This window comes from Mycobacteriales bacterium, from assembly GCA_036497565.1.
In the GTDB taxonomy this organism is placed as follows: Bacteria; Actinomycetota; Actinomycetes; order Mycobacteriales; family QHCD01; genus DASXJE01.
In genome coordinates, this window is record DASXJE010000054.1 from 16,674 (window position 1) to 39,911 (window position 23,238).

21 protein-coding genes are annotated in these 23,238 nt (G+C 70.3%); 20 read left to right on the forward strand and 1 reads right to left on the reverse strand.

What is annotated here, in order from left to right:
• Together VGH85_05070 and menD are read left to right on the forward strand one after the other, a co-directional pair.
• Complete coding sequence (locus VGH85_05070; protein HEY2173166.1) at positions 1–975, forward strand: o-succinylbenzoate synthase; 975 nt, start codon at positions 1–3, stop codon at positions 973–975.
• Positions 972–2,654 (forward strand): 2-succinyl-5-enolpyruvyl-6-hydroxy-3-cyclohexene-1-carboxylic-acid synthase, encoded by a 1,683-nt coding sequence (gene menD, locus VGH85_05075; protein HEY2173167.1) that lies wholly within the window; start codon positions 972–974, stop codon positions 2,652–2,654. The genes VGH85_05070 and menD overlap by 4 nt, the downstream gene beginning before the upstream one ends.
• A 25-nt stretch (positions 2,655–2,679) precedes the next feature.
• Here the strand turns inward: menD and VGH85_05080 are convergent, their stop codons facing one another.
• Complete coding sequence (locus tag VGH85_05080; GenBank protein ID HEY2173168.1) at positions 2,680–3,912, reverse strand: isochorismate synthase; 1,233 nt, start codon at positions 3,910–3,912, stop codon at positions 2,680–2,682.
• Between the two features lie 209 nt (positions 3,913–4,121).
• Between VGH85_05080 and VGH85_05085 the strand changes: the two genes are divergently transcribed.
• The 18 genes from VGH85_05085 to VGH85_05170 form a co-directional block, all read left to right on the forward strand.
• The gene (locus VGH85_05085; protein ID HEY2173169.1) at positions 4,122–4,805 is read left to right on the forward strand and encodes a demethylmenaquinone methyltransferase; all 684 of its coding nucleotides are present in this window, start codon (positions 4,122–4,124) and stop codon (positions 4,803–4,805) included.
• Positions 4,806–4,887: 82 nt separating this feature from the next.
• A complete protein-coding gene (locus VGH85_05090) occupies positions 4,888–5,163 on the forward strand; it encodes an antitoxin (GenBank protein HEY2173170.1) in 276 nt (91 codons plus the stop codon).
• Between the two features lie 187 nt (positions 5,164–5,350).
• A complete protein-coding gene (locus VGH85_05095) occupies positions 5,351–6,652 on the forward strand; it encodes a geranylgeranyl reductase family protein (GenBank protein HEY2173171.1) in 1,302 nt (433 codons plus the stop codon).
• A 103-nt stretch (positions 6,653–6,755) separates the two neighbouring features.
• Positions 6,756–7,121, forward strand: coding sequence for an NADH-quinone oxidoreductase subunit A (locus VGH85_05100; protein HEY2173172.1), 366 nt, complete (start codon positions 6,756–6,758; stop codon positions 7,119–7,121).
• 10 nt (positions 7,122–7,131) lie between these two features.
• Complete coding sequence (locus VGH85_05105; protein HEY2173173.1) at positions 7,132–7,722, forward strand: NADH-quinone oxidoreductase subunit B family protein; 591 nt, start codon at positions 7,132–7,134, stop codon at positions 7,720–7,722.
• 44 nt (positions 7,723–7,766) lie between these two features.
• Positions 7,767–8,441, forward strand: coding sequence for an NADH-quinone oxidoreductase subunit C (locus tag VGH85_05110; GenBank protein ID HEY2173174.1), 675 nt, complete (start codon positions 7,767–7,769; stop codon positions 8,439–8,441).
• Complete coding sequence (locus tag VGH85_05115; GenBank protein ID HEY2173175.1) at positions 8,438–9,769, forward strand: NADH-quinone oxidoreductase subunit D; 1,332 nt, start codon at positions 8,438–8,440, stop codon at positions 9,767–9,769. The genes VGH85_05110 and VGH85_05115 overlap by 4 nt, the downstream gene beginning before the upstream one ends.
• Before the next feature lie 145 nt (positions 9,770–9,914).
• The gene (gene nuoE / locus VGH85_05120) at positions 9,915–10,604 is read left to right on the forward strand and encodes an NADH-quinone oxidoreductase subunit NuoE (protein HEY2173176.1); all 690 of its coding nucleotides are present in this window, start codon (positions 9,915–9,917) and stop codon (positions 10,602–10,604) included.
• A 34-nt stretch (positions 10,605–10,638) separates the two neighbouring features.
• Positions 10,639–11,895, forward strand: a complete 1,257-nt coding sequence (nuoF, locus tag VGH85_05125; GenBank protein HEY2173177.1) for an NADH-quinone oxidoreductase subunit NuoF — start codon at positions 10,639–10,641, stop codon at positions 11,893–11,895.
• Position 11,896: 1 nt separating this feature from the next.
• Positions 11,897–14,353 carry an NADH-quinone oxidoreductase subunit G gene (locus tag VGH85_05130; protein HEY2173178.1) on the forward strand — a complete coding sequence of 819 codons (2,457 nt, stop codon included), beginning with the start codon at positions 11,897–11,899 and terminating at the stop codon, positions 14,351–14,353.
• Positions 14,350–15,672 (forward strand): NADH-quinone oxidoreductase subunit NuoH, encoded by a 1,323-nt coding sequence (gene nuoH, locus VGH85_05135; protein ID HEY2173179.1) that lies wholly within the window; start codon positions 14,350–14,352, stop codon positions 15,670–15,672. The genes VGH85_05130 and nuoH overlap by 4 nt, the downstream gene beginning before the upstream one ends.
• Positions 15,623–16,294, forward strand: coding sequence for an NADH-quinone oxidoreductase subunit NuoI (gene nuoI / locus VGH85_05140; protein ID HEY2173180.1), 672 nt, complete (start codon positions 15,623–15,625; stop codon positions 16,292–16,294). The genes nuoH and nuoI overlap by 50 nt, the downstream gene beginning before the upstream one ends.
• Before the next feature lie 79 nt (positions 16,295–16,373).
• Positions 16,374–17,159: an NADH-quinone oxidoreductase subunit J gene (locus VGH85_05145; protein HEY2173181.1), complete on the forward strand. Its 786-nt coding sequence runs from the start codon at positions 16,374–16,376 to the stop codon at positions 17,157–17,159.
• Entirely contained in the window at positions 17,156–17,455 is a 300-nt protein-coding gene (gene nuoK / locus VGH85_05150; GenBank protein ID HEY2173182.1) for an NADH-quinone oxidoreductase subunit NuoK, read from the forward strand. Before VGH85_05145 ends, nuoK begins: the two co-directional genes overlap by 4 nt.
• A gap of 82 nt (positions 17,456–17,537) precedes the next feature.
• Entirely contained in the window at positions 17,538–19,424 is a 1,887-nt protein-coding gene (gene nuoL / locus VGH85_05155) for an NADH-quinone oxidoreductase subunit L (GenBank protein ID HEY2173183.1), read from the forward strand.
• Complete coding sequence (locus VGH85_05160; protein ID HEY2173184.1) at positions 19,421–20,932, forward strand: NADH-quinone oxidoreductase subunit M; 1,512 nt, start codon at positions 19,421–19,423, stop codon at positions 20,930–20,932. Before nuoL ends, VGH85_05160 begins: the two co-directional genes overlap by 4 nt.
• Positions 20,929–22,485 (forward strand): NADH-quinone oxidoreductase subunit NuoN, encoded by a 1,557-nt coding sequence (gene nuoN, locus VGH85_05165; GenBank protein ID HEY2173185.1) that lies wholly within the window; start codon positions 20,929–20,931, stop codon positions 22,483–22,485. Before VGH85_05160 ends, nuoN begins: the two co-directional genes overlap by 4 nt.
• A 28-nt stretch (positions 22,486–22,513) precedes the next feature.
• Positions 22,514–23,238: polyprenyl synthetase family protein (locus tag VGH85_05170; protein ID HEY2173186.1), on the forward strand; the 725-nt coding region annotated here is incomplete at its 3' end.

The window sequence follows — 23,238 nt, forward strand, 5'->3', positions numbered from 1 at the left end:
ATGACGACGGATGCATGGATGTCCACAGTGGACGTCCATGTGGTGTCGCTGCCGATGCGGGAACGCTTCCGCGGAATCACCGTCCGCGAGGCGATGCTCCTGAGGGGCCCAGGAGGCTGGGGGGAGTTCGCGCCCTTCGTCGAGTACGACGTGCCGACCTCCGTCCCCTGGCTGCGGGCCGCGCGCGAGGCGACCCGCGCGGACTGGCCGGAGCCGGTGCGCGAAAGCGTGCCCGTCAACGTCACCGTTCCGGCGGTCGGCCCCGAGCGCGCGGCCGAGATCGTGCGGGCCGGCGGCGGCTGCCGTACCGCGAAGGTGAAGGTCGCCGAGCCGGGCCAGCCGCTCGCCGACGACGTGGCCCGGGTGGCCGCGGTCCGCGACGCCCTGCCCGCCGGAGGGCGGGTGCGGGTCGACGCCAACGGCGCCTGGTCGGTCGACGAGGCGATCACGGCCATCAAGGAACTCGACCGGGCGGCCGACGGGCTGGAGTACGTCGAGCAGCCCTGCCGCGGTCTCGACGAACTAGCCGCCGTCCGCCGCCGGGTCGACGTCCCCGTCGCCGCCGACGAGTCGATCCGCCGGGCGGATGATCCGCTGCGGGTCGCGGTCGCCGGCGCCGCGGACGTCGCGGTGCTCAAGGTGGCTCCGCTCGGCGGCGTACGTCGGGCGTTGGAGGTCGCCGAGGCCTGCGGGTTGCCGTGCGTGGTGTCGTCGGCCGTCGACACGTCCGTCGGACTGGCCGCCGGTGTGGCGCTGGCCGCGGCGCTGCCCGAGTTGCCTTATGCCTGCGGGCTCGGGACCGGGTCGTTGCTGGCCCGCGACGTGACCCGGCGCCCGCTGCTCCCGGTCGACGGCGCACTGCCGGTCGGTCCGGTCGAGCCCGACCCCGACCTGCTCGCCGAGCTCGCCGCCCCGCCCGACCGGGTCACGTGGTGGCGTGACCGGCTCGCCGCCTGCGCCGGGGCGATGCGATGAATCCGGCGACCGCGCTGGCCCGGGTCCTCGTCGACGAACTGACACGGTGCGGAGTCCGGGAGGCGGTGCTCGCGCCGGGCTCGCGCAGCGCGCCGTTCGCGGTCGCCCTGCACGACGCCGACGCGGCCGGCCGGCTCCGGCTGCACGTGCGGATCGACGAACGGTCGGCGGCGTTCCTCGCCCTCGGCCTGGCCGCGCGGTCCGGCCGCCCGGTGCCGGTGGTCTGTACCTCGGGCACCGCCGCCGCCAACCTGCATCCGGCGATCCTCGAGGCTGCGCACGCCGGCCTACCGCTGCTGGCCCTCACCGCCGACCGACCGCCGGAACTGCGCGGCGTCGGAGCCAACCAGACCGTCGACCAGCTCAAGCTCTACGGCGACGCGGTCCGGATGTTCCACGAGGTCGGCGTACCCGAGCGGCGCACCGGTCAGGTGGGGTACTGGCGGACGCTGGTGTGCCGGGCGGTCGCGGCGATGCGCGATCCGACCCGACCGGGTCCGGCACATCTCAACCTGGGGGTGCGCGAGCCGCTGCTCCCGGACGACGACGGCGACTGGTGCGAGCCGCTCACCGGACGACCCGACGGCGGGCCGTGGACGGCGGTGGCCGCGACCCGGCCGGCGCCGGAGGAGGCGGCGTACGACGGCGCCGGGCGCGGGCTGGTGGTCGCCGCGGTCCCCGACGCCGCCGCTGCGGCTTGCGCGGCCGAGCTGGGCTGGCCGCTGGTCGTGGAGACCGCCGGCGCCGGCTGCGCCGCGCCGACGCTGATCTCCGCGGGCGTCTGGCTGCTCGGCGACGCGGCGTTTCTCGGCCGGCATCGCCCGGACCGGGTGCTGTGCTGGGGACGGCCGACGCTCTTCCGGGAGGTGCAGCGGCTGCTCGCCGACCCCGCCGTGTCGGTCGAGGTGGTCTCCGAGCGGGCCGACTGGCCGGCGCCGGGCGGCAACGTGCGGGCCGTACGGCGCAGCGCGCCCCGGGTCGGATCGTCGGCGGACCCGGACTGGCTGCAGAGCTGGCAGCAGGCCGACGGACTCGCCCGCAAGGCACTCGACGAGGCGCTCGACGCCGAGCCGGAGCTGACCGCACTGCAGGTCGGCCGCGAACTTCTCCGGGAGGTGCCGGAGCCGGCGCTGCTGGTGCTCGGGTCGTCGCAGCCGATCCGCGACGTCGGGCTGACCGCGGCGCCGCGGGCCGGGGTGCGGCTGGTGGCCAACCGGGGTGTGGCCGGCATCGACGGCACCGTCTCCACCGCGCTCGGTGCCGCCCTCGCCGACCAGCGGGAATCGCCGGGTACGCCGGCGTACGCCCTGATCGGCGACCTGACCTTCCTGCACGACGCCAACGGTCTGGTGCTCGGGCCCGACGAGCCGCGTCCGGACCTGACGGTCGTGGTGGTCAACAACGACGGCGGTGCGATCTTCGGGCTGCTCGAACCCGGCGAGCCGGGCCACGGGGCTTCGTTCGAACGCGTCTTCGGGACGCCGCACGGCGTCGACCTCGCGGCGCTGTGCGCGGCGAGCGGGACCCGGTACCGGCGGGTGTCGACGACGGCGGACCTGCGGGCGGCGATCGGGTCGCGGCCGGACGGGGTGCAGGTGGTCGAGGCGGTGGTCGACCGCAGGCCGACCCGGTCGCGGCAGCAGGAACTCCGGGCGGCGGTCGGCGCGGCGCTCGCGTGACGGCGACGCGCCGCCGACGCGCCGATCAGTGCGTGGGCACAGCGACGGTGTGGGCCTCGAGGGCGTCGCGGATGACGACGAACTTGTCCTGCGTCTCGGCGAGTTCGCGCACCGGGTCGGAGTCGGCCACGATGCCGCACCCGGCGAACATGCGGACCCGGGTGTCGCTGACCTCGGCGCAACGCAGCGCGATGCCCCACTCGCCGTCGCCGGCGGCGTCGACCCAGCCGACCGGCCCGGCGTAACGGCCGCGGTCCATCCGTTCCAGTTCCGGGATGAGATCGAGGGCGACGTCGGTCGGCGTACCGCAGACAGCGGCCGGCGGGTGGACGGCCGCGGCCAGCGCCAGCGAGGTGGCGTCGCTGCTCGCGGTGCCCGAGACGTCGGTGGCCAGGTGTACGACGTTGGGCAGGCGCAGGAGGGAGGGCACGGCCGGGACGTCGAGCGGGTCGCAGTATTTGGCGAGCACGTCGACGACCGACCGCACGGCGTATTCGTGCTCGCTGCGCTCCTTGTCGGAGCGCAGCAGGTCGTCGCCGCCCGGTCCGCGTCGGGCACTGCCGGCGAGGACTCGCGACTCGATCCGGTCGCCCATGCGCCGGACCAGTAGTTCCGGTGTGGCGCCGACCATTCCGTCGACGGAGAAGGTGAAGCACGAGGCGTAGTGCTCGGCGAGCCGGGCGATCAGGAACCGGACGTCGATCGGAAGGAGGGTCGTCGCCAGCAGGTCGCGGGCGAGCACGACCTTGTCGAGCTTGCCGGCCCGGATCCGGCGTACCGCCTCGGCCACCGCGCCGGTCCACTCGGTCGCGGTGAGCGCGCCGTCGGCGTAGCTGACCCGGTGCGGAGCGTGCGGCCGGGAGATCGGCGGGATGGCGGCGGGCGCTTCGTCGAAGGTGGTGAGCCAGGCCCGACCGGCGTGCCGGCCGAGGACGACGCGGGGGACGACGAGGGTCGACGTAGCGGTGCGGGCGTCGAAGGCCAGGCTGCCGAAAGCCACCGGGCCGGTGCCGGGCAGCCGTACGGCGTCGTCGACGAGCAGCGACTGGCAGTGCTCACGCCACCACGACTCGGCGGTGATCGCGAACTCAGTACCAGGCAGGTCGAGCCGCGCGGTGGTTCCCCAGCCCACGATGCCCTCGCCGTCGCGGATCCACGACAGCACCGGCTCCTCGGGGAGCCGGTCGGACAGCGCACCCGGGTCGGCGATCGCTCGGGTGCGGACGATGGTCGGGGCGAGCCCGGGCACTGCGCTCACCGGCCCAGCGTACGGACCCCGGCCGGCGAGGTGGGACCGACCGGCCGCAGTGACTTTCTGTTGGTGCGCCCGGTGGACAAAACCCACTACTAGTGGGTTTTGGTCCGCGCCACGCCGTACCAGGTGCCCAAAACCCCCTACTAGTGGGTTTTGGGCAGGGGCTGCGGCCGGCGTGCCGGGCGCCACAGAGGTACGGCGACAATGGCCCGGTGACCCGCGCCTCGCTCCAGAAGGACCCGCACGACGTCGCCGCGATGTTCGACGGCGTCGCGCGCCGTTACGACCTCACCAACACGGTGCTGTCCTTCGGCCGGGACCGTTACTGGCGGCGGCTCACCGGCGAGGCGCTGCACCTGCAGCCCGGGGAACTGGTGCTCGACCTCGCGGCCGGTACGGCGGTGTCCACGGTCACCCTGGCCCGCTCCGGCGCGACCGTCATCGCCTGCGACTTCTCCCTCGGCATGCTGAGCGCCGGCCGGGAGCGCGGGGTCCCGATGGTCGCCGGCGACGCGCTGGCGCTGCCGTTCGCCGACGGCGTCTTCGACGCGGTCACCATCTCCTTCGGCCTGCGCAACGTCGCCGACGTCGACGCCGCGCTCGCCGAACTGGCCCGGGTCACCCGCCCGGGCGGACGGCTGTGCGTCTGCGAGTTCAGCCATCCGACCTCGGCGCCGTTCCGCACGGCGTACGACGAATACCTGATGCGGGCGTTGCCCCTCGTCGCCCGCCGGGTCAGCAGCGCGCCGGACGCCTACGTCTATCTCGCCGAGTCGATCCGGGCCTGGCCGGACCAGGCAAAGTTGGCTGAGCGGATCGCCGCAGCGGGCTGGCAGCGGATCCGTTGGCGCGATCTCACCGGCGGGATCGTCGCGCTGCACCACGCAACTCGATGATCGGAAATCAATGATGGCGACCAGGTCGTCCGACCCGTACGGTCGGGAGCTACCCCTAGCCCACAGACGACGGAGGAACACGATGGGGTTCGCCGACAGGTTCAAGGAAATCATGCAGGAGCGCGAGGGCCAGGTGCGCTCCGCCGTCGACAAGGCCGGCTCGTTCGTCGACGAGAAGACCAAGGGCAAGTACCACCAGCAGATCACCAAGGCCGGGCAGAAGGCCGACGAGATGATCACCAAGTCGACCCAGCAGCCGGGCAGCGGCGGCTACCAGCCGGGTAGCGGTGGCGGCAGCCACAGCAACGGCTACGAGCCGCCGGCGAGCCAGCCGCCGACCGACGGCCCGACCGCCTAGCCCGCCCGACCACAGCAGCCCGACCAGGAGCACCCGGCCGACGCCGTCCGGGTCACCTGGGCCGCCCGGCGGAGCATGGCCCGGCCCGCGAGTGGGCTAACCGGGGGCGGTCGTACACTCAAGCATCGAGTTAGTGAAGACATTCACAAGCGGTGTTTGAACCGGCCGACCACCCCAGGGAACCGTCGTGACAGTCCCTCCCGCGCCGCCGCGTCGGTACGCCGACGCCGATGCCGACGTGCTCGTCGTCGGCGGGGGACCGGGCGGCGCGGCGACCGCCCACTACCTGGCCCAGGCCGGTGCCGACGTCCTGCTGCTGGAGAAGTCGGCCTACCCGCGCGAGAAGGTGTGCGGCGACGGCCTGACCCCGCGGTCGGTGCGCGCGCTGGTCACGATGGGTATCGACACCTCACCCGAGGCGGGCTGGCTGCAGAACAAGGGCCTGCGGGTCATCGGCGGCGGGCTGCGGCTCGAATTGCCCTGGCCCGACCTCGCGACCTTCCCCGACTACGGCCTCACCCGCACCCGCGCCGGGCTGGACGAGATGCTGGTACGCCGGGCCCAGAAGAGCGGCGCCCGGCTGCAGGAGGAGACCACCGCCACCGGCGTAGTCCGCGACGACGACGGCCGGGTCGCCGGCGTGCACGCGACCGTCGGCCCGGACAAGACCCCGGTCACCTACCGCGCCCCGGTGGTCGTCGCCGCCGACGGCGTCTCGGGCCGGCTCGCCCTCTCCCTCGGCATCGCCAAGCGCGACGACCGGCCGATGGGCGTCGCCGTACGCCGTTACTACCGCAGCCCACGCCACGACGACGATTACCTCGAGTCATGGCTGGAGCTGTGGGACCGCCGTCCGGACGGCCGCGAGGCGCTGCTCCCCGGCTACGGCTGGATCTTCGGTATGGGCGACGGGACGTCCAATGTCGGCCTCGGGATCCTCAACAGCTCCGGCGCCTTCGGCAACACCGACTACCGCGGGCTGCTGGCCCGCTGGCTCGACGGGCTGCCCGCGGAGTGGGGGTTCGTCGAGGACAACGCGACCGGGCCGGTGCGCGGCGGCGGGCTGCCGATGGGCTTCAACCGCACCCCGCACTACCGCGACGGGATGCTGCTGGTCGGTGACTCCGGCGGGGTGGTCAACCCGTTCAACGGCGAGGGCATCGCCTACGCGATGGAGTCCGGCGAGTTGGCCGCGGCGACGATCGTGCAGGCTCTGGCCCGGTCGACGCCGGCCGCCCGGGAGCGGGCGCTGCAGGCCTATCCGCAGCTGCTGAAGGACAGCTACGGCGGCTACTACCGGATCGGCGGGCTGTTCGTGAAGCTGATCGGCAACCCCAACGTGATGAAGGTCTGCATCCGGCACGGGTTGCCGCACCCGACCCTGATGAAGTTCGTGCTCAAGCTGCTCGCCAACCTGAGCGACCCTCGGGGCGGCGACGCGATGGACCGCGTGATCAACGCCCTCACCAGACTGGCGCCGGCCGCATGATCGTTCCCGTTGGATACGCCGCCGGGGCGGTGCAAGTGTGGCCCTGCCCACGCTCTACTGTGAATCCGTTTGCGATGCGGTTGATGAGGAGGGTGACCCCGGGATGACACTCACCCCGTACATCCCCATCCTGGTGCTGTTTCTGCTGGCCGGCGCCTTCGCCGTGTTCTCGGTCACGCTGACCGGATTCACCGGGCCGAAGCGTTACAACCGGGCGAAGTACGACGCCTATGAGTGCGGGATCGAGCCGAGCCCGCAGCCGGTCGGAGGGGGTCGCTTCCCGGTCAAGTTCTACCTGACCGCGATGCTGTTCATCGTCTTCGACATCGAGATCGTCTTTCTCTATCCGTACGCCGTCGCGAACAAGGTGCTGGGCATCTTCGGGGTCGTGGAGATGGTGATGTTCATCGGCACGGTGTTCATCGCCTACGCCTACGTGTGGCGGCGCGGCGGGCTGGACTGGAGCTAGGGAAGCTGCCATGGGACTCGAGGAAAAGCTGCCTAGCGGCGTACTGCTCACCACCGTCGAGAAGGTGGTCAACTACACCCGCAAGGCGTCGATGTGGCCGATGACGTTCGGCCTGGCCTGCTGTGCCATCGAGATGATGACGGTCGGCGGGTCCCGCTTCGACATCGCGCGCTTCGGCATGGAGCGCTTCAGCGCCACCCCGCGCCAGGCCGACCTGATGATCGTCGCCGGCCGGGTCAGCCAGAAGATGGCGCCGGTGCTCCGCCAGCTCTACGACCAGATGCCCGAGCCGAAGTGGGTGCTCTCGATGGGCGTCTGCGCCTCCTCGGGCGGCATGTTCAACAACTACGCGATCGTGCAGGGCGTCGACCACGTCGTCCCGGTCGACATGTACCTCCCCGGCTGCCCGCCGCGACCGGAGATGCTGCTCGACGCGATCCTCAAGCTGCACGACAAGATCATGCACGAGCCGCTAGGCCCCCGCCGCAAGGCCGAGCTGGCCGCCGCGGGTCCGGTGCACCCGCGGCCGGGCACGACCCCGTCGTCGATTGCCTACGGCAAGCGCAACATCCTGGGTCTGCCGGGGAAGGCCGACAAGTGAGCGACGAGAAGCAGCCGGAGACCCCGGACCAGCCCAAGGGCCAGATCCAGGAATACGCCGACACCTCGGGTACGCCGGTGCCCGGCCGCCCGCGCCGGGGCATGTTCGGCGTCGACGGCTCCGGGGACACCAGCGGTTACGGCGGCCTGGTCCGCAAGGAGGTCGTGCCGGGCCGCACCGAGCGCCCGTACGGCGGCTACTTCGACGAGGTCGCCGACTCCCTCGAGCAGGCCTACCCACGGTTTCCGGAGGCGATCCGCGGGGTCGTCATCGACCGCGGGGAGATCACCTTCCACATCGCCAAGGACCGCATCGCCGAGGTCTGCCAGACCCTGCGCGACGACCCCGGCCTGCGCTTCGAGCTGTGCTCGAGCGTGTCCGGAGTGGACTACGAGGACCAGGTCGACCGGCTGCACGTGACCTATCACCTGACGTCCATGACCTACCGCCGGCGGATCCGGCTCGAGATCGCGACGTCGGTGGAGGACCCGCACGTGCCGAGCGTGACCGCGGTCTACCCGACCGCCGACTGGCAGGAGCGGGAGACCTACGACATGTTCGGCGTGATCTTCGACGGTCACCCGGCGCTGACCCGGATCCTGATGCCCGACGACTGGGAAGGGCATCCGCAGCGCAAGGACTACCCCCTCGGCGGTGTGCCGGTGGAATACAAGGGCGCCGAGATCCCGCCGCCGGACGAACGGAGGGCCTACCGATGAGCACCCCGACCTCCGACGCCTACGCGAGTTCGCGCAACACCACCGAGGGCCCGGTCTACAACGTCTCCGGCGGCGACTGGGACGAGCTGTTCGGCGCCAGCGGCGACCCGATCGACGAGGAGCGGCTCGTCGTCAACATGGGTCCGCAGCACCCGTCGACCCACGGCGTACTCCGGATCGCCCTGGAGATCGAGGGCGAGACCGTCACCGACGCCCGCCCGGTGATCGGCTACCTGCACACCGGCATCGAGAAGAACACCGAGTTCCGCACGTGGACCCAGGCGGTCACCTTCCTCACCCGCGCCGACTACCTGTCGCCGATCTTCAACGAGACCGGCTACTGCCTCGCGGTGGAGAAGCTGCTGGGGATCGAGGCTCCGGAACGCGCCACCACGATCCGGGTGCTCATGATGGAGCTCAACCGGATCTCCTCCCACCTGGTGTGGCTCGCCACCGGCGGCAACGAGCTCGGCGCGACCACGCCGATGACCGACGGCTTCATGGACCGCGAGCGGATCCTGGACATCTTCGAGATGGCCTCCGGCCTGCGGATGAACATGGCCTACGTCCGGCCGGGCGGCCTGTCCCAGGACTTCCCGCCGGGCACGGAGGAGAAGATCCGGGAGCTGCTGCCCTACCTGCGCGAGCGGATCGACTTCTACCACGGGCTGCTCACCGGCCAACCGGTCTTCTACAAGCGGCTGCAGGAGGTCGGCTACCTCGACGTACCCGGCTGCATCGCGCTCGGCGTCACCGGCCCGATGTTGCGGGCCGCCGGCCTGCCGTGGGACCTGCGCAAGACGCAGCCCTACTGCGGTTACGAAAACTACGAGTTCGAGGTCCCGGTCGAGACCGCCGCGGACAGCTTCGCCCGCTACCTCATCCGGATGCGCGAGATGCACGAGTCCTGCAACATCGTGGAGCAGGCGCTCGACCGGCTCGAGCCCGGACCGGTGATGGTCGAGGACAAGAAGATCGCCTGGCCGGCGAAGCTCGCGCTCGGCGCCGACGGCCTCGGCAACTCCCTCGACCACGTCCGGCACATCATGGGCCAGTCGATGGAGGCCCTGATCCACCACTTCAAGCTGGTGACCGAGGGATTCCGGGTGCCGGCCGGCCAGGTCTATTCGCCGATCGAGTCACCCCGCGGCGAGCTCGGCTACCACGTGGTCAGCGACGGCGGCACGCGTCCGTTCCGGATCCACGTGCGGGAGCCCTCCTTCATCAACCTGCAGGCGATCGGCACCCTCGTCGAGGGTGGCATGATCGGCGACGCCATCGTGTCGATCGCCTCCCTGGACCCGGTGATGGGCGGGTGCGACCGGTGACCCAGACCACCCCGCCCACCCCCCTCTCCATGATCGTGATCGGATCCGTACGGCGTTTCGCGGCTTTTTCCGATCACGATCATGGGAACAGGACAGCGGCGACAGCGGCAGAAGCAGTAGGAGCGGCAGAAGAGGTGCGCGGTTCATGGCGTTGACGGAACAGACGAGGGTGGAGGCCGCGCAGATCATCGCGCGGTATCCGCAACCGCGCTCGGCGCTGCTGCCGATGCTGCACCTCGTGCAGTCGGAGGAGGGCTACGTCAGCCCCGAGGGCATCGGGTTCTGCGCCGAGATGCTCGGCCTGACGAAGGCCGAGGTGGGCGCGGTCGTGACCTTCTACACGATGTACAAGCGCCGCCCGTCCGGTGACTACCTGGTCAGTGTCTGCACCAACACGCTGTGCGGGATGCTGGGCGGCGACGAGATCTTCGCTGCACTGCAGCAGGAGCTCGGCGTACACAACGACGAGACCACCGAGGACGGCACGATCACCCTCGAACACGCCGAGTGCCTCGCCGCCTGTGACTACGCGCCGGTCGTGACCGTCAACTACGAGTTCTACGATCAGCAGTCCCCGGCGTCGGCGAAGGAGCTGGTGTCCGAGCTGCGCGCCGGCCAGCGCCCGCACCCGACCCGCGGCGCGCCGCTGTGCACCTTCCGGCAGATCTCCCGGCAGCTGGCCGGATTCGACGAGAACAACGCCGAGGCCGTGCACGAAGGGCCGGCCGGAGTTCCGACCCTGGTCGGTGCGCGGCTCGCGGCCGAGCGCGGCGAGACCGCGCCGTCCTACGACCCGGACAGCCCGATCTCCACCGAGGACGAGGGAGGCAAGTGAGGTGCCGCTGACTCCCGTCCTCACCAAGCGCTGGATGTCGCCGCGGTCGTGGACCCTGTCGACGTACGAAGAGCTCGAGGGCTACCGCGGTCTGCGCAAGGCGCTGACCGCGCAGCCGGACGAGCTGATCGCCCTCGTCCGCGAGTCCAACCTGCGCGGGCGCGGGGGAGCCGGATTCGTCACCGGGATGAAGTGGCAGTTCATCCCGCAGAACGACGCCAAGCCGCACTACCTCGTCGTCAACGCCGACGAGGGCGAGCCGGGCACCTGCCGCGACGCGCCGCTGATGATGTACGACCCGCACTCGCTGATCGAGGGCATCGCGATCACCTGCTACGCGGTGCGCGCGCGGCAGGCCTTCATCTACGTGCGTGGTGAGCTCGTGCACGCGCAGCGTCGGCTGCGCAACGCGATCAACGAGGCCTACGCCGCCGGCTATCTCGGCACCAACATCCTCGGCTCCGGCTTCGACTGCGAGGTCGTCCTGCACTCCGGTGCCGGCGCCTACATCTGCGGTGAAGAGACCGCGCTGCTCGACTCGCTCGAGGGCTACCGCGGGCAGCCGCGACTCAAGCCACCGTTCCCGGCCACCCACGGCCTTTACGCCTCACCGACCGTCGTCAACAACGTCGGCACGATCGCCAGCGTGCCGTCGATCGTGCTCGGCGGCGCCGATTGGTGGAAGCAGATGGGTCCGGCGGGCTCGCCCGGGACCAGCATCTTCTCCCTGTCCGGCCGGGTCACCCGGCCGGGCCAGTACGAAGCGCCGATGGGGTCGACGCTGCGCGAACTGCTCGAGATGGCCGGCGGCGTCCGTGACGGCCACGAGCTGAAGTTCTGGACGCCGGGCGGCTCCTCGACGCCGCTGTTCACCGCCGAGCACCTCGACCTGCCGCTCGACTTCGACTCCGTCGTCAAGGCGGGTTCGATGAACGGCACGAGTGCGCTGATGATCTTCGACGAAAACGACTGCGTCGTACGCGCGGTGAAGAAGTGGTGCGAGTTCTACGCCCACGAGTCCTGCGGCAAGTGCACACCGTGCCGCGAGGGCACCTTCTGGTACGTCCAGATCTACGACCGGCTCGAACGCGGCGAGGCGAGCGAGCAGGACATCGACACGCTGCTCGACCTGTCCGAGAACATCCTGGGCCGGTCGTTCTGCGCGCTCGGCGACGGGGCGGTCAGCCCGGTCACGTCGTCGATCAAGTACTTCCGGGACGAGTACGTCGCCCACTACGAGGGCGGCGGCTGTCCGTTCGCCGAGGAGTCCACGCTGGTTGGGGCCCACTGACATGACCGTTGCGCCCGAGAAGTCCGCGGCACCGTCGCGTCCAGATCTCGTCACCCTCACCATCGACGGGTTCGAGGTGGAGGTACCGAAGGGCACGCTGATCATCCGCGCGGCCGAGAAGATCGGGATCCAGATCCCGCGCTTCTGCGACCACCCGCTGCTCGACCCGGTCGGCGCCTGCCGGCAGTGTCTGGTCGAGGTGACCGACGTCGGAAACGGGCGGGGTATGCCCAAGCCGGCGGCGTCGTGCACGACCGCTGTGTCCCCGGGGATGGTGGTCAAGACCCAGCTGAGCTCACCGGTCGCCGAGAAGGCGCAGCGCGGCCAGATGGAACTGCTGCTCATCAATCACCCGCTCGACTGCCCGATCTGCGACAAGGGTGGCGAGTGCCCGCTGCAGAACCAGGCGATGTCGACCGGGTCCGTCGAGACCCGGTTCCACGACGTCAAGCGCACCTACCCCAAGCCGATCGCGATCTCCTCGCAGGTGCTGCTCGACCGCGAGCGTTGCGTGCTGTGCGCGCGGTGCACCCGGTTCTCCGCACAGGTGTCCGGCGACCCGTTCATCGAGTTGTTCGAGCGGGGTGCCCTCGAGCAGGTCGCGATCTACGCCGACGAGCCCTACGAGTCCTACTTCTCCGGCAACGTCGTGCAGATCTGCCCGGTCGGGGCGCTCACTGGTGCGTCGTACCGCTTCCGGTCGCGGCCGTTCGACCTCGTGTCGACGCCGAGCGTCTGCGAGCACTGCTCGTCCGGCTGCGCGCAGCGCACCGACTGGCGGCGCGGCAAGGTGATGCGCCGGCTGTCCGGGGACGACCCGGAGGTCAACGAGGAGTGGAACTGCGACAAGGGCCGGTGGGCGTTCACCTACGCCTCCGAAAGTGACCGGATCCTGCGGCCGCTGGTGCGCGGCGAGGACGGCGAACTCGCCGAAGCGTCCTGGCCGGAGGCGTTCGAGCGCGCCGCCGAGGGACTGCGGGAGGCTCGCGACTCCGGCGGCGTCGGCGTACTGCCGGGCGGCCGCCTCACCAACGAAGACGCCTACGCCTACAGCAAGTTCGCCCGGTTGGCGCTCGGCACCAACGACATCGACATGCGCGCCCGGCCGCACTCGGACGAGGAGCTCGCCTTCCTCGCCTCCTCGGTGGTGCGCAACGCACCGATCACCGGCGGCGTCACCTACACCGACCTCGAAAACGCGCCGGCCGTGCTGCTGGTGGGTTTCGAGCCGGAGGAGGAGTCGCCGATCGTCTTCCTCCGGCTGCGTAAGGCCAACCGCCGGCGCGGCGCCCGGATCTTCGCGATCGCGCCGTTCACCACCAAGGGGCTGACCAAGTGCGGCGGCACGCTGCTGCGCTGTGCCCCCGGGGTGGAGCCGGAGATCCTCGACGCGCTCGCCGACTCCGGCGGCGATCAGACCGACGTCGCCACCGCCCTGCGTGGCGAGGGTGCCGTGATCCTCGTCGGCGAGCGGCTGGCGACGGTCCCGGGTGCGCTGTCCCGGGTCGCCCGGCTGGCCGCGGAAAGCGGTGCCCGCCTGGCGTGGGTGCCGCGGCGGGCCGGTGAGCGGGGCGGGGTCGAGGCCGGTGCCCTGCCCACCCTGCTGCCCGGTGGCCGGCTCGTCGCCGACCCGGCCGCGCGGCACGAACTCGAGCTGGTCTGGGAGGCCCACCTGCCCGAGGCTCCCGGCCGCGACACCGACGACATCCTGCGGGCGGCCCGCGACGGGGTGCTCGCCGCGCTCGTCGTCGGCGGGGTCGACACCCGCGACCTGCCCGACCCGGCGCTCGCCGAGGAAGCGCTCGCCGCAGCCGGTTTCGTGCTCAGCCTCGAGATGCGGCACTCGACGGTGACCGCAAAGGCCGACGTCGTCCTGCCGGTGGCGCCCGCCGTGCACAAGGACGGCAGCTACCTCGACTGGGAGGGGCGGTTCCGCCCGTTCGAGGAGACCGTCCACTACGTCGGCGCGCTCAGCGACGCCCGTGTCCTCGACACGATCGCGGAGGAGCTCGACGTCGAGCTGGGGCTCGCCACCACCAAGCAGATACGCCGCGAGCTGGCCATCTCTCCGGTCACCGAGACACCGGTCCCGGCCGCACCGGACTATGCCGCGGGCGCCGTACCGGCTCCGCGGGCGGGGCAGGCGGTGCTGGCGAGCTGGCACCACCTGCTCGACCTCGGCAGCCTGCAGGACGGCGAGAAGCATCTGGCCGGCACCGCCCGCAGGTCCCGGGTGCTGCTCTCGGCCGGTACCGCCGCCGAGATCGGCGTCCTGCCGGGGGAAGCGGTCACCGTCTCGACCGACCGGGGCAGCGTCACGCTCCCGCTGCTCGTCGCCGACCTACCCGACCGGGTGGTCTGGCTGCCCACCAACTCGGATGGCTCCACCGTGCGGGCGACCCTCGGGGTCGACGCCGGAGCCGTTGTCGACATCCGCACGACCGGAGGTGCCCGGTGAATCCGGTCAACTTCGCCTTCGGATCCGAGCCGATCTGGCTCGTGATCGTGAAGGTGATCGTGGTCTTCATCTTCCTGGTGGTGATGACCCTCCTCACCATCTGGCTCGAGCGCCGGGTCATCGGCTTCATGCAGTTCCGGCTCGGTCCCAACCGGATCGGCCCGTTCGGCCTCTTACAGACCCTGATGGACGGGTTCAAGCTCGCGCTCAAGGAAGAGATCATCCCGACGATGGTCGACAAGCCGGTGTTCTTCATCGCACCGGTGATCTCGACGATCCCCGCGTTCCTGGCGTTTTCGGTGACCCCGTTCGGGCCGCTGGTGAGCATCGCCGGGAACATCACGCCGCTGCAGCTCACCGACTTCGGCACCGCGGTGTTGCTCGTGCTCGCCTGCTCCTCGATCGGCGTCTACGGGATCGTGCTCGCCGGCTGGGCGAGCGGGTCGACCTATCCGCTGCTCGGCAGCCTGCGCAGCGCGGCACAGATGATCTCCTACGAGGTCGCGATGGGCCTGTCGCTCGCGGCGGTCTTCATCCTCGCCGGGTCGCTGTCGCCGAGCGTCATCGTCGCGTCGCAGGCCCACCTGTGGTTCGGCTTGGCGCTCCTGCCGAGCCTGATCATCTACTTCATCTCCGCGGTCGGCGAGACCAACCGGCTGCCGTTCGACCTCCCCGAAGGGGAAGGCGAGATCGTCGGTGGCTACCACACCGAATACTCGTCGCTGAAGTTCGCGCTGTTCTTCCTGGCCGAATACGTCAACATGGTCGGCGTCTCCGCGCTGTGCACCACGCTCTTCCTCGGCGGCTGGCGCGCCCCCTGGCCGATCTCGCTGTGGGGCTCGGCCAACCACGGCTGGTGGCCGCTGCTGTGGTTCATCGCCAAGCTGCTGACCCTGCTGTTCATCTTCATCTGGCTGCGTGCCACCCTGCCCCGGCTGCGCTACGACCAGCTGATGCAGCTCGGCTGGAAGGTGCTGGTGCCCTTCAGCCTGGTGTGGCTGCTGGCCGTGGCCGCGGTGCAGGCCGTGCGCTCCAGCGGCACCGACCTGCGCCAACTGCTGGTCTACGTCGGGATCGGCGCCGCGGTGCTGCTGCTGGTGTTCGGCTTCTGGCCGCAGCGCAAGCTGCCGGTCGAGGAGCACGACGAGCCCGGCGAGTCGCCGTTCCCGGTGCCGCCGATGGACCTCGTCGTACCGCCGTCGCCGCGACTGGCGGTGGCGTCGGCCGCGCTGCAGGCCGGCGGCGGCGACGAATCCGGCACCGCCCACGATGGTCGCGACGACGCTCCGGACGATCGGGGGGAGGGTTCCCGTGCTTGATTCGGTCAAGGGCTTCGGCCTGACGTTCGCCACGATGTTCAAGAAGAAGGCGACGATCCAGTACCCGGAGGCCGGTACGGCGACCGCGCCGCGCTATCACGGGCGGCACGTGCTCAACCGCCACCCCGACGGGCTGGAGAAGTGCGTCGGTTGCGAGCTGTGCGCCTGGGCCTGCCCGGCCGACGCGATCTACGTCGAGGGCGGCGACAACACCGATGAGGCCCGCTTCTCGCCCGGGGAGCGTTACGGCGCGGTCTACCAGATCAACTATCTGCGCTGCATCTTCTGCGGGCTGTGCATCGAGGCCTGCCCGACCCGGTCGCTGACGATGACCAACGAGTACGAGCTGGCCAACGACGACCGGCGCGACCTCATCTTCACCAAGGAAGACCTGCTCGCCCCGCTGCTGCCCGGGATGGAGCAGCCGCCGCACCCGATGAGGCTCGGGGACGACGAGAAGGACTACTACGTCGGCGCGATGCAGGACCCCGGAGCTTCGGCGGGCGCCGAATACCCGGAGAAGGAGGGCGACCCGATCGAGGAGGTCCAGGATCCTGCGACCACCGGGGCCCGGCAGTCGCCCACCACGACCGACGCCACGACGAAGAAGGTCGACCGATGACCCCGGCCCTCCAACCGCCGGCGCCGCGGACAAAACCCACTACTAGTGGGTTTTGGACAGTGGCGGGGAGCGTCCTCCGATGACCGGGCACGTGCTTGCGCTGACCGCCAGTCAGCAGATGCGGCCGGGCGAATCGATCCTCTTCTGGATCCTCGGGCCGATCGGGGTGATCGGCGCACTGGGCATGGTGCTGGCCAAGAACGCCGTGCACTCCGCGCTCTTCCTGGTCACCACGATGTTCTCGCTCGGCGTGTTCTACGTCCTCGAGCAGGGGCCGTTCATCGGGCTGGTCCAGATCGTGGTCTACACCGGCGCGATCATGATCCTGTTCCTCTTCGTCCTGATGCTGGTCGGGCGGGACAACTCCGACTCGCTCGTGGAGACCCTGCGCGGCCAGCGGGTGGCGGCGGTCCTGCTGGGTCTCGGCCTCGCCGCGATGCTGGTCGCGGCGATCTCCAGCGCCCTCGACGGCAATCAGGCGGTGGGGCTGGACAAGGCCAACGCCGTCGGCAACCTGCCGGCCATCTCGCGACTGCTCTTCCACAACTACGTACTCGCGTTCGAGCTGACCAGCGCCCTGCTGATCACCGCGGCGGTCGGCGCGATGGTCCTCGGCAACGTCGAACGCGACCCGGCCGAGCGGCGCACCCAGCGGGACCTGTCGCGGCAGTCGCTGCGCGGCGGCGGCTACCCCGGGCCCAAGCCGGGTCCGGGCGTCTACGCCTTCGGCGACTCGGTCGCCCGCCGGGCGCTGCTGCCCGACGGCACCACCGCGGAGTCCAGCGTCATGAAGACCGCGGAGGACGCCGAGATCGAACAGTTCGCCCCGAGCCGGCGCGAGTTGGAAGGAGACGACCGCCGATGAGCCCCACCTGGTATCTGCTGTTGTCCGCGGTGCTGTTCTCGATCGGCACCGTCGGCGTCCTCGTACGCCGCAACGCGATCGTCGTCTTCATGTGCATCGAACTGATGCTCAACGCCGCCAACCTGGCGCTGGTCACCTTCTCCAGGATCAACGGCTCGCTCGACGGGCAGATCATGGCGTTCTTCGTGATGGTGGTGGCGGCGGCCGAGGTCGTGGTCGGGCTTGCCATCATCATGTCCATCTTCCGGACGCGTCGCTCGGCCTCGGTCGACGACACGAACCTGCTCAAGTACTAGGAAGGCATAGGCGGTCGTGAACTTCCTCGCCGGCCGAACGGTCGACGCTGCCGGCATCGTGGCGCACCCGGCGACCGATGGGCTGCAGCAGTATTCCTGGCTGCTCATCGCGTTGCCGCTGGCGTCGGCCGCGGTGCTGATGCTGGTCGGGCGGCGCGGCGACAAGTGGGGGCACATCCTCGGCGTCGCGGTGCCGATCGTCTGCTTCTTCTACGGCCTCGCGCTCTTCGTCAACGACCTCGGGCTGTCCGCCGACCGCCGCAGTATCGACACCAACCTCTTCAGCTGGATCCCGGTCGGCAGCTTCCAGGTCAACTTCGGGACCCGGGTCGACCAGCTGTCCCTGTGTTTCGTCCTGCTGATCACCGGTGTCGGATCCCTGATCCACATCTACTCGCTCGGCTACATGAAGGAAGACCCGCTGCGTCGGCGCTTCTTCGCCTATTTCAACCTCTTCGTCGCGGCGATGCTGCTGCTGGTCCTCGGCAACAACTACCTCTCGCTCTACGTCGGCTGGGAAGGCGTCGGCCTGGCGTCCTACCTGCTGATCGGCTTCTGGACCTACAAGCCGGCCGCGGCGACGGCGGCGAAGAAGGCCTTCATCATGAACCGCGTCGGCGACGTCGGCCTGACGCTGGCGATCTTCCTGATGTTCGCCACCCTCGGTACGACGTCGTTCGCCGGGGTCTTCGGCGGCGCCCACCAGCTCTCCGGCGGTGCGGCCACCGGGATGGCGCTGCTGCTGTTGCTCGGTGCCTGCGGAAAGTCCGGCCAGATCCCGCTGCAGGGCTGGCTCCCGGACGCCATGGAGGGCCCGACGCCGGTGTCGGCGCTGATCCACGCGGCAACCATGGTCACCGCCGGCGTCTACCTCATCGCCCGGTCCAACCCGATCTTCAACATCACCCAGGACGGCCGCACCGTCGTCACGATCATCGGTGCGCTCACCCTGCTCTACGGCTGCGTCGTCGGCTGTGCCTACGACGACATCAAGAAGGTGCTCGCCTACTCCACGGTGAGCCAGATCGGCTACATGTTCCTCGCCGTCGGGCTCGGCCCGGCGGGCTACGCGCTCGGCATCCTGCACCTGCTCGCGCACGGCTTCTTCAAGGCCGGGCTCTTCCTCGGCGCCGGCTCGGTGATGCACGGGATGAACGACGAGGTCAACATGCGGCGCTTCGGCGGCCTGCGCAAGGTCATGCCGATCACCTTCGTCACCTTCGGCCTGGCCTATCTGGCGATCATCGGCTTCCCCGGCCTGTCCGGCTACTTCACCAAGGACAAGATCATCGAGGCGGCGTTCAACAAGGGCGGCACCTCGGGTGCCCTGCTCGGCACGGCCGCGTTGATCGGCGCCGGCCTCACCGCGTTCTACATGACCCGGCTGATGATCATGACTTTCTTCGGCAAGCGGCGGTGGGCGGCGGACGCGCACCCGCACGAGTCGCCATCGGTGATGACCGGGCCGATGATCGTGCTCGCGTTCGGGTCGGTCTTCGCCGGCGGCCTGCTCGCCGTTGGCGGCACCCTCGAGCACTGGCTCGCGCCGGTGCTCGGTGAGTCGACGGCGCAGGGCCCGGACCTGATCAACAGCACCCTGCTGACCGTGATCATCGTGGTCGTGGCGGCCCTGGGCGTGGCGGCGGCGATCGTGGCGTTCCGCGCGGAGATCCCCGAGACCGCCCCGGCGCACGTCTCCCCGGTCACGATCGCGGCCCGCCGGAACCTCTACGGCGACGCGTTCAACGAGACGGTCTTCGCCCGGCCGGGGGAGTGGCTCTCCCGGGCCCTGGTCTTCTTCGACAACCGCGGGGTCGACGGCCTGGTCGGCGGGATCGGCGCGACCATGGGCGGCAGCTCGGCGCGACTGCGTCGGCTGCAGACCGGCTTCGTACGCTCCTATGCACTGTCCATGCTCGGCGGTTCGGTAATCCTGGTGGGAGCACTGTTGGCTGTGAGGTTCGGGTGAGCGGCTTCTGGCTGATAGCACTGGGTGCGGTCCCGTTGGTGGGGTCGGTCGCCGTCGCCGTGCTGCCCTCCGCCCGGGAGAAGGCGATCAAGCAGCTGACGCTGGCCTTCACGCTGGCGACCCTGGTCGTCGGGATCATCGTCGCGGCGCAGTACCACCCGTCCGGCCCGCGCTTTCAGGGCACGCTGTCCTACTCGTGGATCAAGCCCTTCGGGGTGAGCTTCGCGGTCGGCATCGACGGCATCGCGCTGGTGATGCTGCTGCTCATCGTGGTGCTGTTGCCGGTGGTCGTCATCGCGGCCTGGAACGACGAGACGCCGGGCAACCGCAGCCCGAAGGCGTTCTTCGCCTGGCTGCTGGCGCTCGAGGTCATGATGGTCGGGGTCTTCGTGGCCACCGACGTCTTCCTCTTCTACGTGTTCTTCGAAGCGATGCTCGTGCCGATGTACTTCCTCATCGGCGGCTTCGGCGGGCCGCGCCGGCAGTACGCCGCGATGAAGTTCTTCCTCTACAGCCTGCTCGGCGGCCTGGTGATGCTGGCCGCGGTGATCACGCTGTACTTCGCCAGCCCCAGCCACTCGTTCGCCTTCGCCAAGCTGGTGGGCAACGTCGACCCGGGCTACCAGAAGCTGCTCTTCCTCGGCTTCTTCTTCGCCTTCGCCATCAAGGCGCCGCTGGTGCCGTTCCACACCTGGCTGCCCGACGCCGGTTCCGAGGCGCCGATCGGCGGCGCCGTACTGCTGGTCGGCGTCCTGGACAAGGTCGGGATCTTCGGCTTCCTGCGCTACTGCCTGCCGCTCTTCCCGGACGCGTCGCGCTACTTCGCGCCGCTGGTCCTGGTCTTAGCGGTCATCGGGATCCTCTACGGCGCGATCGTCGCGGTCGGCCAACGCGACATGAAACGGCTGGTCGCCTACACCTCGATAGCGCACTTCGGCTTCATCGCGCTGGGCGTCTTCGCCTTCACGTCGCAGGGCGGCTCCGGCGCGGTGCTCTACATGGTCAACCACGGGCTGGCGACCGGCCTGCTCTTCATCATCGTCGGCATCCTGATCACCCGGGGCAAGAGCCGGCTCATCGGTGACTACGGCGGCGTCGGGCAGGTGACGCCGTGGATGTCGGGCGTCTTCCTCTTCGCCGGGCTGGCCGCGCTCGCGCTGCCGGGCCTGTCCACCTTCGTGGGCGAGTTCCTCACCCTGCTGGGCACCTTCACCGTGCACCGCACCTACGCGGTGCTGGGCACCATCGGGATGATCTTCGCGGCGCTCTACGTGCTGTGGATGTACCAGCGGGTGTTCCATGGCCCGACGCAGGACAAGGTGCGGCACTTCAAAGACCTGACCGGTCGGGAGGCCTGGGCGGTCGCACCGCTGCTCGTTCTCATCCTCTTCCTCGGCGTCTACCCGAAGCCGGTCCTCGATGTCATCAACCCCGCGGTGAAGGCGACCCTGCACGACGTGGGCAAGACCGATCCCGCACCCAGTGCGGTGTCCGGAGGCAAGAAGTGAGCGGCGTGGCATTGGCGGCGGGCGGCTTCACCGCCCCCTCGATCTCCTACTCCGGGCTGTCCCCCGTGCTGATCGTCTTCGGTGCGGCGGGCCTCGGGGTACTGGTCGAGGCCTTCGTGCCGCGCGACCGGCGCGGCGGGCTGCAGGTCGTGCTCGCCTCCGCCGCCTGCATCGCGGCCCTCGTCGCGTCGATCCTGCTGGCCGGCCGGCACGAGCTGACGGCGGCCAATGCGGTCGCCATCGACGGCCCGGCGTTGTTCATCGACGGCACCCTCGCCGGCCTCGGGCTGATCAGTGTGCTGCTTCTCGCCGAGCGGTCGCTCGACTCCGCGGGCAGTGCCCTCGTCGCGCAGGCGGCCGTCACGGTCGGCAGCAGCGCCGACCGGGCGTTGGCCACCGCGCGGCGGGTGCAGACCGAGGCGTTCCCGCTGATGACCTTTGCGCTCGGCGGCATGATGCTCTTCCCGGCCTCGAACAACCTGCTGGTGATGTTCGTGTCGCTGGAGGTGCTCTCGCTGCCGCTCTACCTGCTCGCCGGCCTGGCCCGTCGCCGCCGGCTGCTGTCGCAGGAAGCCGCGGTCAAGTACTTCCTGCTCGGCGCCTTCGCGTCGGCGTTCTTCCTCTACGGCCTCGCCCTGCTCTACGGCTACGCCGGCACGGTCAGCCTCAGCGGCATCCTGGCCTCGGCCGGCGGCACCGGCAAGGGCGACACGCTTCTGCTGATCGGCCTCGGGCTGCTCGTCGTCGGCCTGCTCTTCAAGGCCAGCGTGGCGCCGTTCCACACCTGGACGCCGGACGTCTACCAGGGCGCGCCGACCCCGGTGACCGCCTTCATGGGGTCCTGCACCAAGGTCGCGGCGTTCGGCGCGTTGCTGCGGATCTTCTACGTCGCCTTCAACAGCACGACGTGGGACTGGCGCCCGATCATGTGGGCGATCGCGGTCATCTCGATGGTCGTCGGGGCGGTCCTCGGGCTCACCCAGACCGACATCAAGCGGCTGCTGGCCTACTCCTCGATCGCGCACGCCGGCTTCCTGCTGGTCGGCGTGATCGCGCTGAACCCGTCCGGGCTGTCGGGCACGCTGTTCTACCTGCTCGCCTACGGCTTCTCCACAGTGGGCGCGTTCGCGATCGTGACTCTGGTGCGCACGTCGGGGGGCGAGGCCACCCACCTGTCGCAATGGGCCGGCCTGGCCAAGCGGTCGCCGCTGGTGGCCGGGATGTTCACGGTCTTCATGCTGTCGCTGGCCGGCGTACCGCTGACCTCGGGCTTCATCGCGAAGTTCGTGATCTTCAAGGCCGGCATCGACTCCGGTCTCGGCCTGCTGGTCGTCATCGCCCTGGTGACCAGCGCCGTCGCGGCGTTCTACTACCTGCGTGTCGTAGTGCTGATGTACTTCTCCGACCCGGCCGAGGACGGCCCGACGGTCGCGGTGCCGAGCGCGTTCACCGGTGCCGTGCTCGCGGTGAGCGTCGCCGTGACGATTTTCTTGGGTATCCTGCCGCAGAGCATTCTGGACGTGGCCGACAAGGCTGCCCACTTCGTCTCTTAGGTGAGCCGATAACCGTGACCGAATACCCGTGAACGGCCCGGGCGCGGCCGATCTCGACTTTGCCGATCCTGCCCTGGCGAAGTCGGTCCGGGCCGGGCTGGACCGGGTGGAGGAGCGGCTGGCCGCTGCCGTCCACACCGACGCGCCGTTCATCGCCGAGCCGGCCCGCCACCTCGTCGTCGCGGGCGGCAAGCGCTTCCGGCCGCTGCTGGTGCTGCTCGCCGCGCACTTCGGCGACCCGGACGCCCCCGGCGTCATCCCGTCCGCGGTGGTTGTGGAGCTGACCCACCTCGCCACGCTCTACCACGACGACGTGATGGACGAGGCCGACGTGCGGCGGGGCGCGGTGTCGGCCAACACGCGCTGGACCAACACGATCGCCATCCTGACCGGCGACTTCCTCTTCGCCCGGGCCTCGGACACCCTCGCCGACCTCGGGCCCGAGGCGGTGCGGCTGCAGGCGCGCACGTTCGAGCGGCTCGTGACCGGGCAGATCCGGGAGACCGTCGGGCCGGAGGAGGGGGCGGACCCGGTCGAGCACTACCTGCGGGTGGTCGCGGAGAAGACGGGGTCACTGATCGCGACCTCGGCCCGGTTCGGCGCGATGTTCGCCGGCGCCGACCGGTCGGTCATCGAGGCGTTGCAGCGTTACGGCGAGGTGGTGGGGACGGCGTTCCAGCTCTCCGACGACCTGCTCGACATCACCTCGCTGCAGGCGCAGTCGGGCAAGACTCCGGGCACCGACCTGCGGGA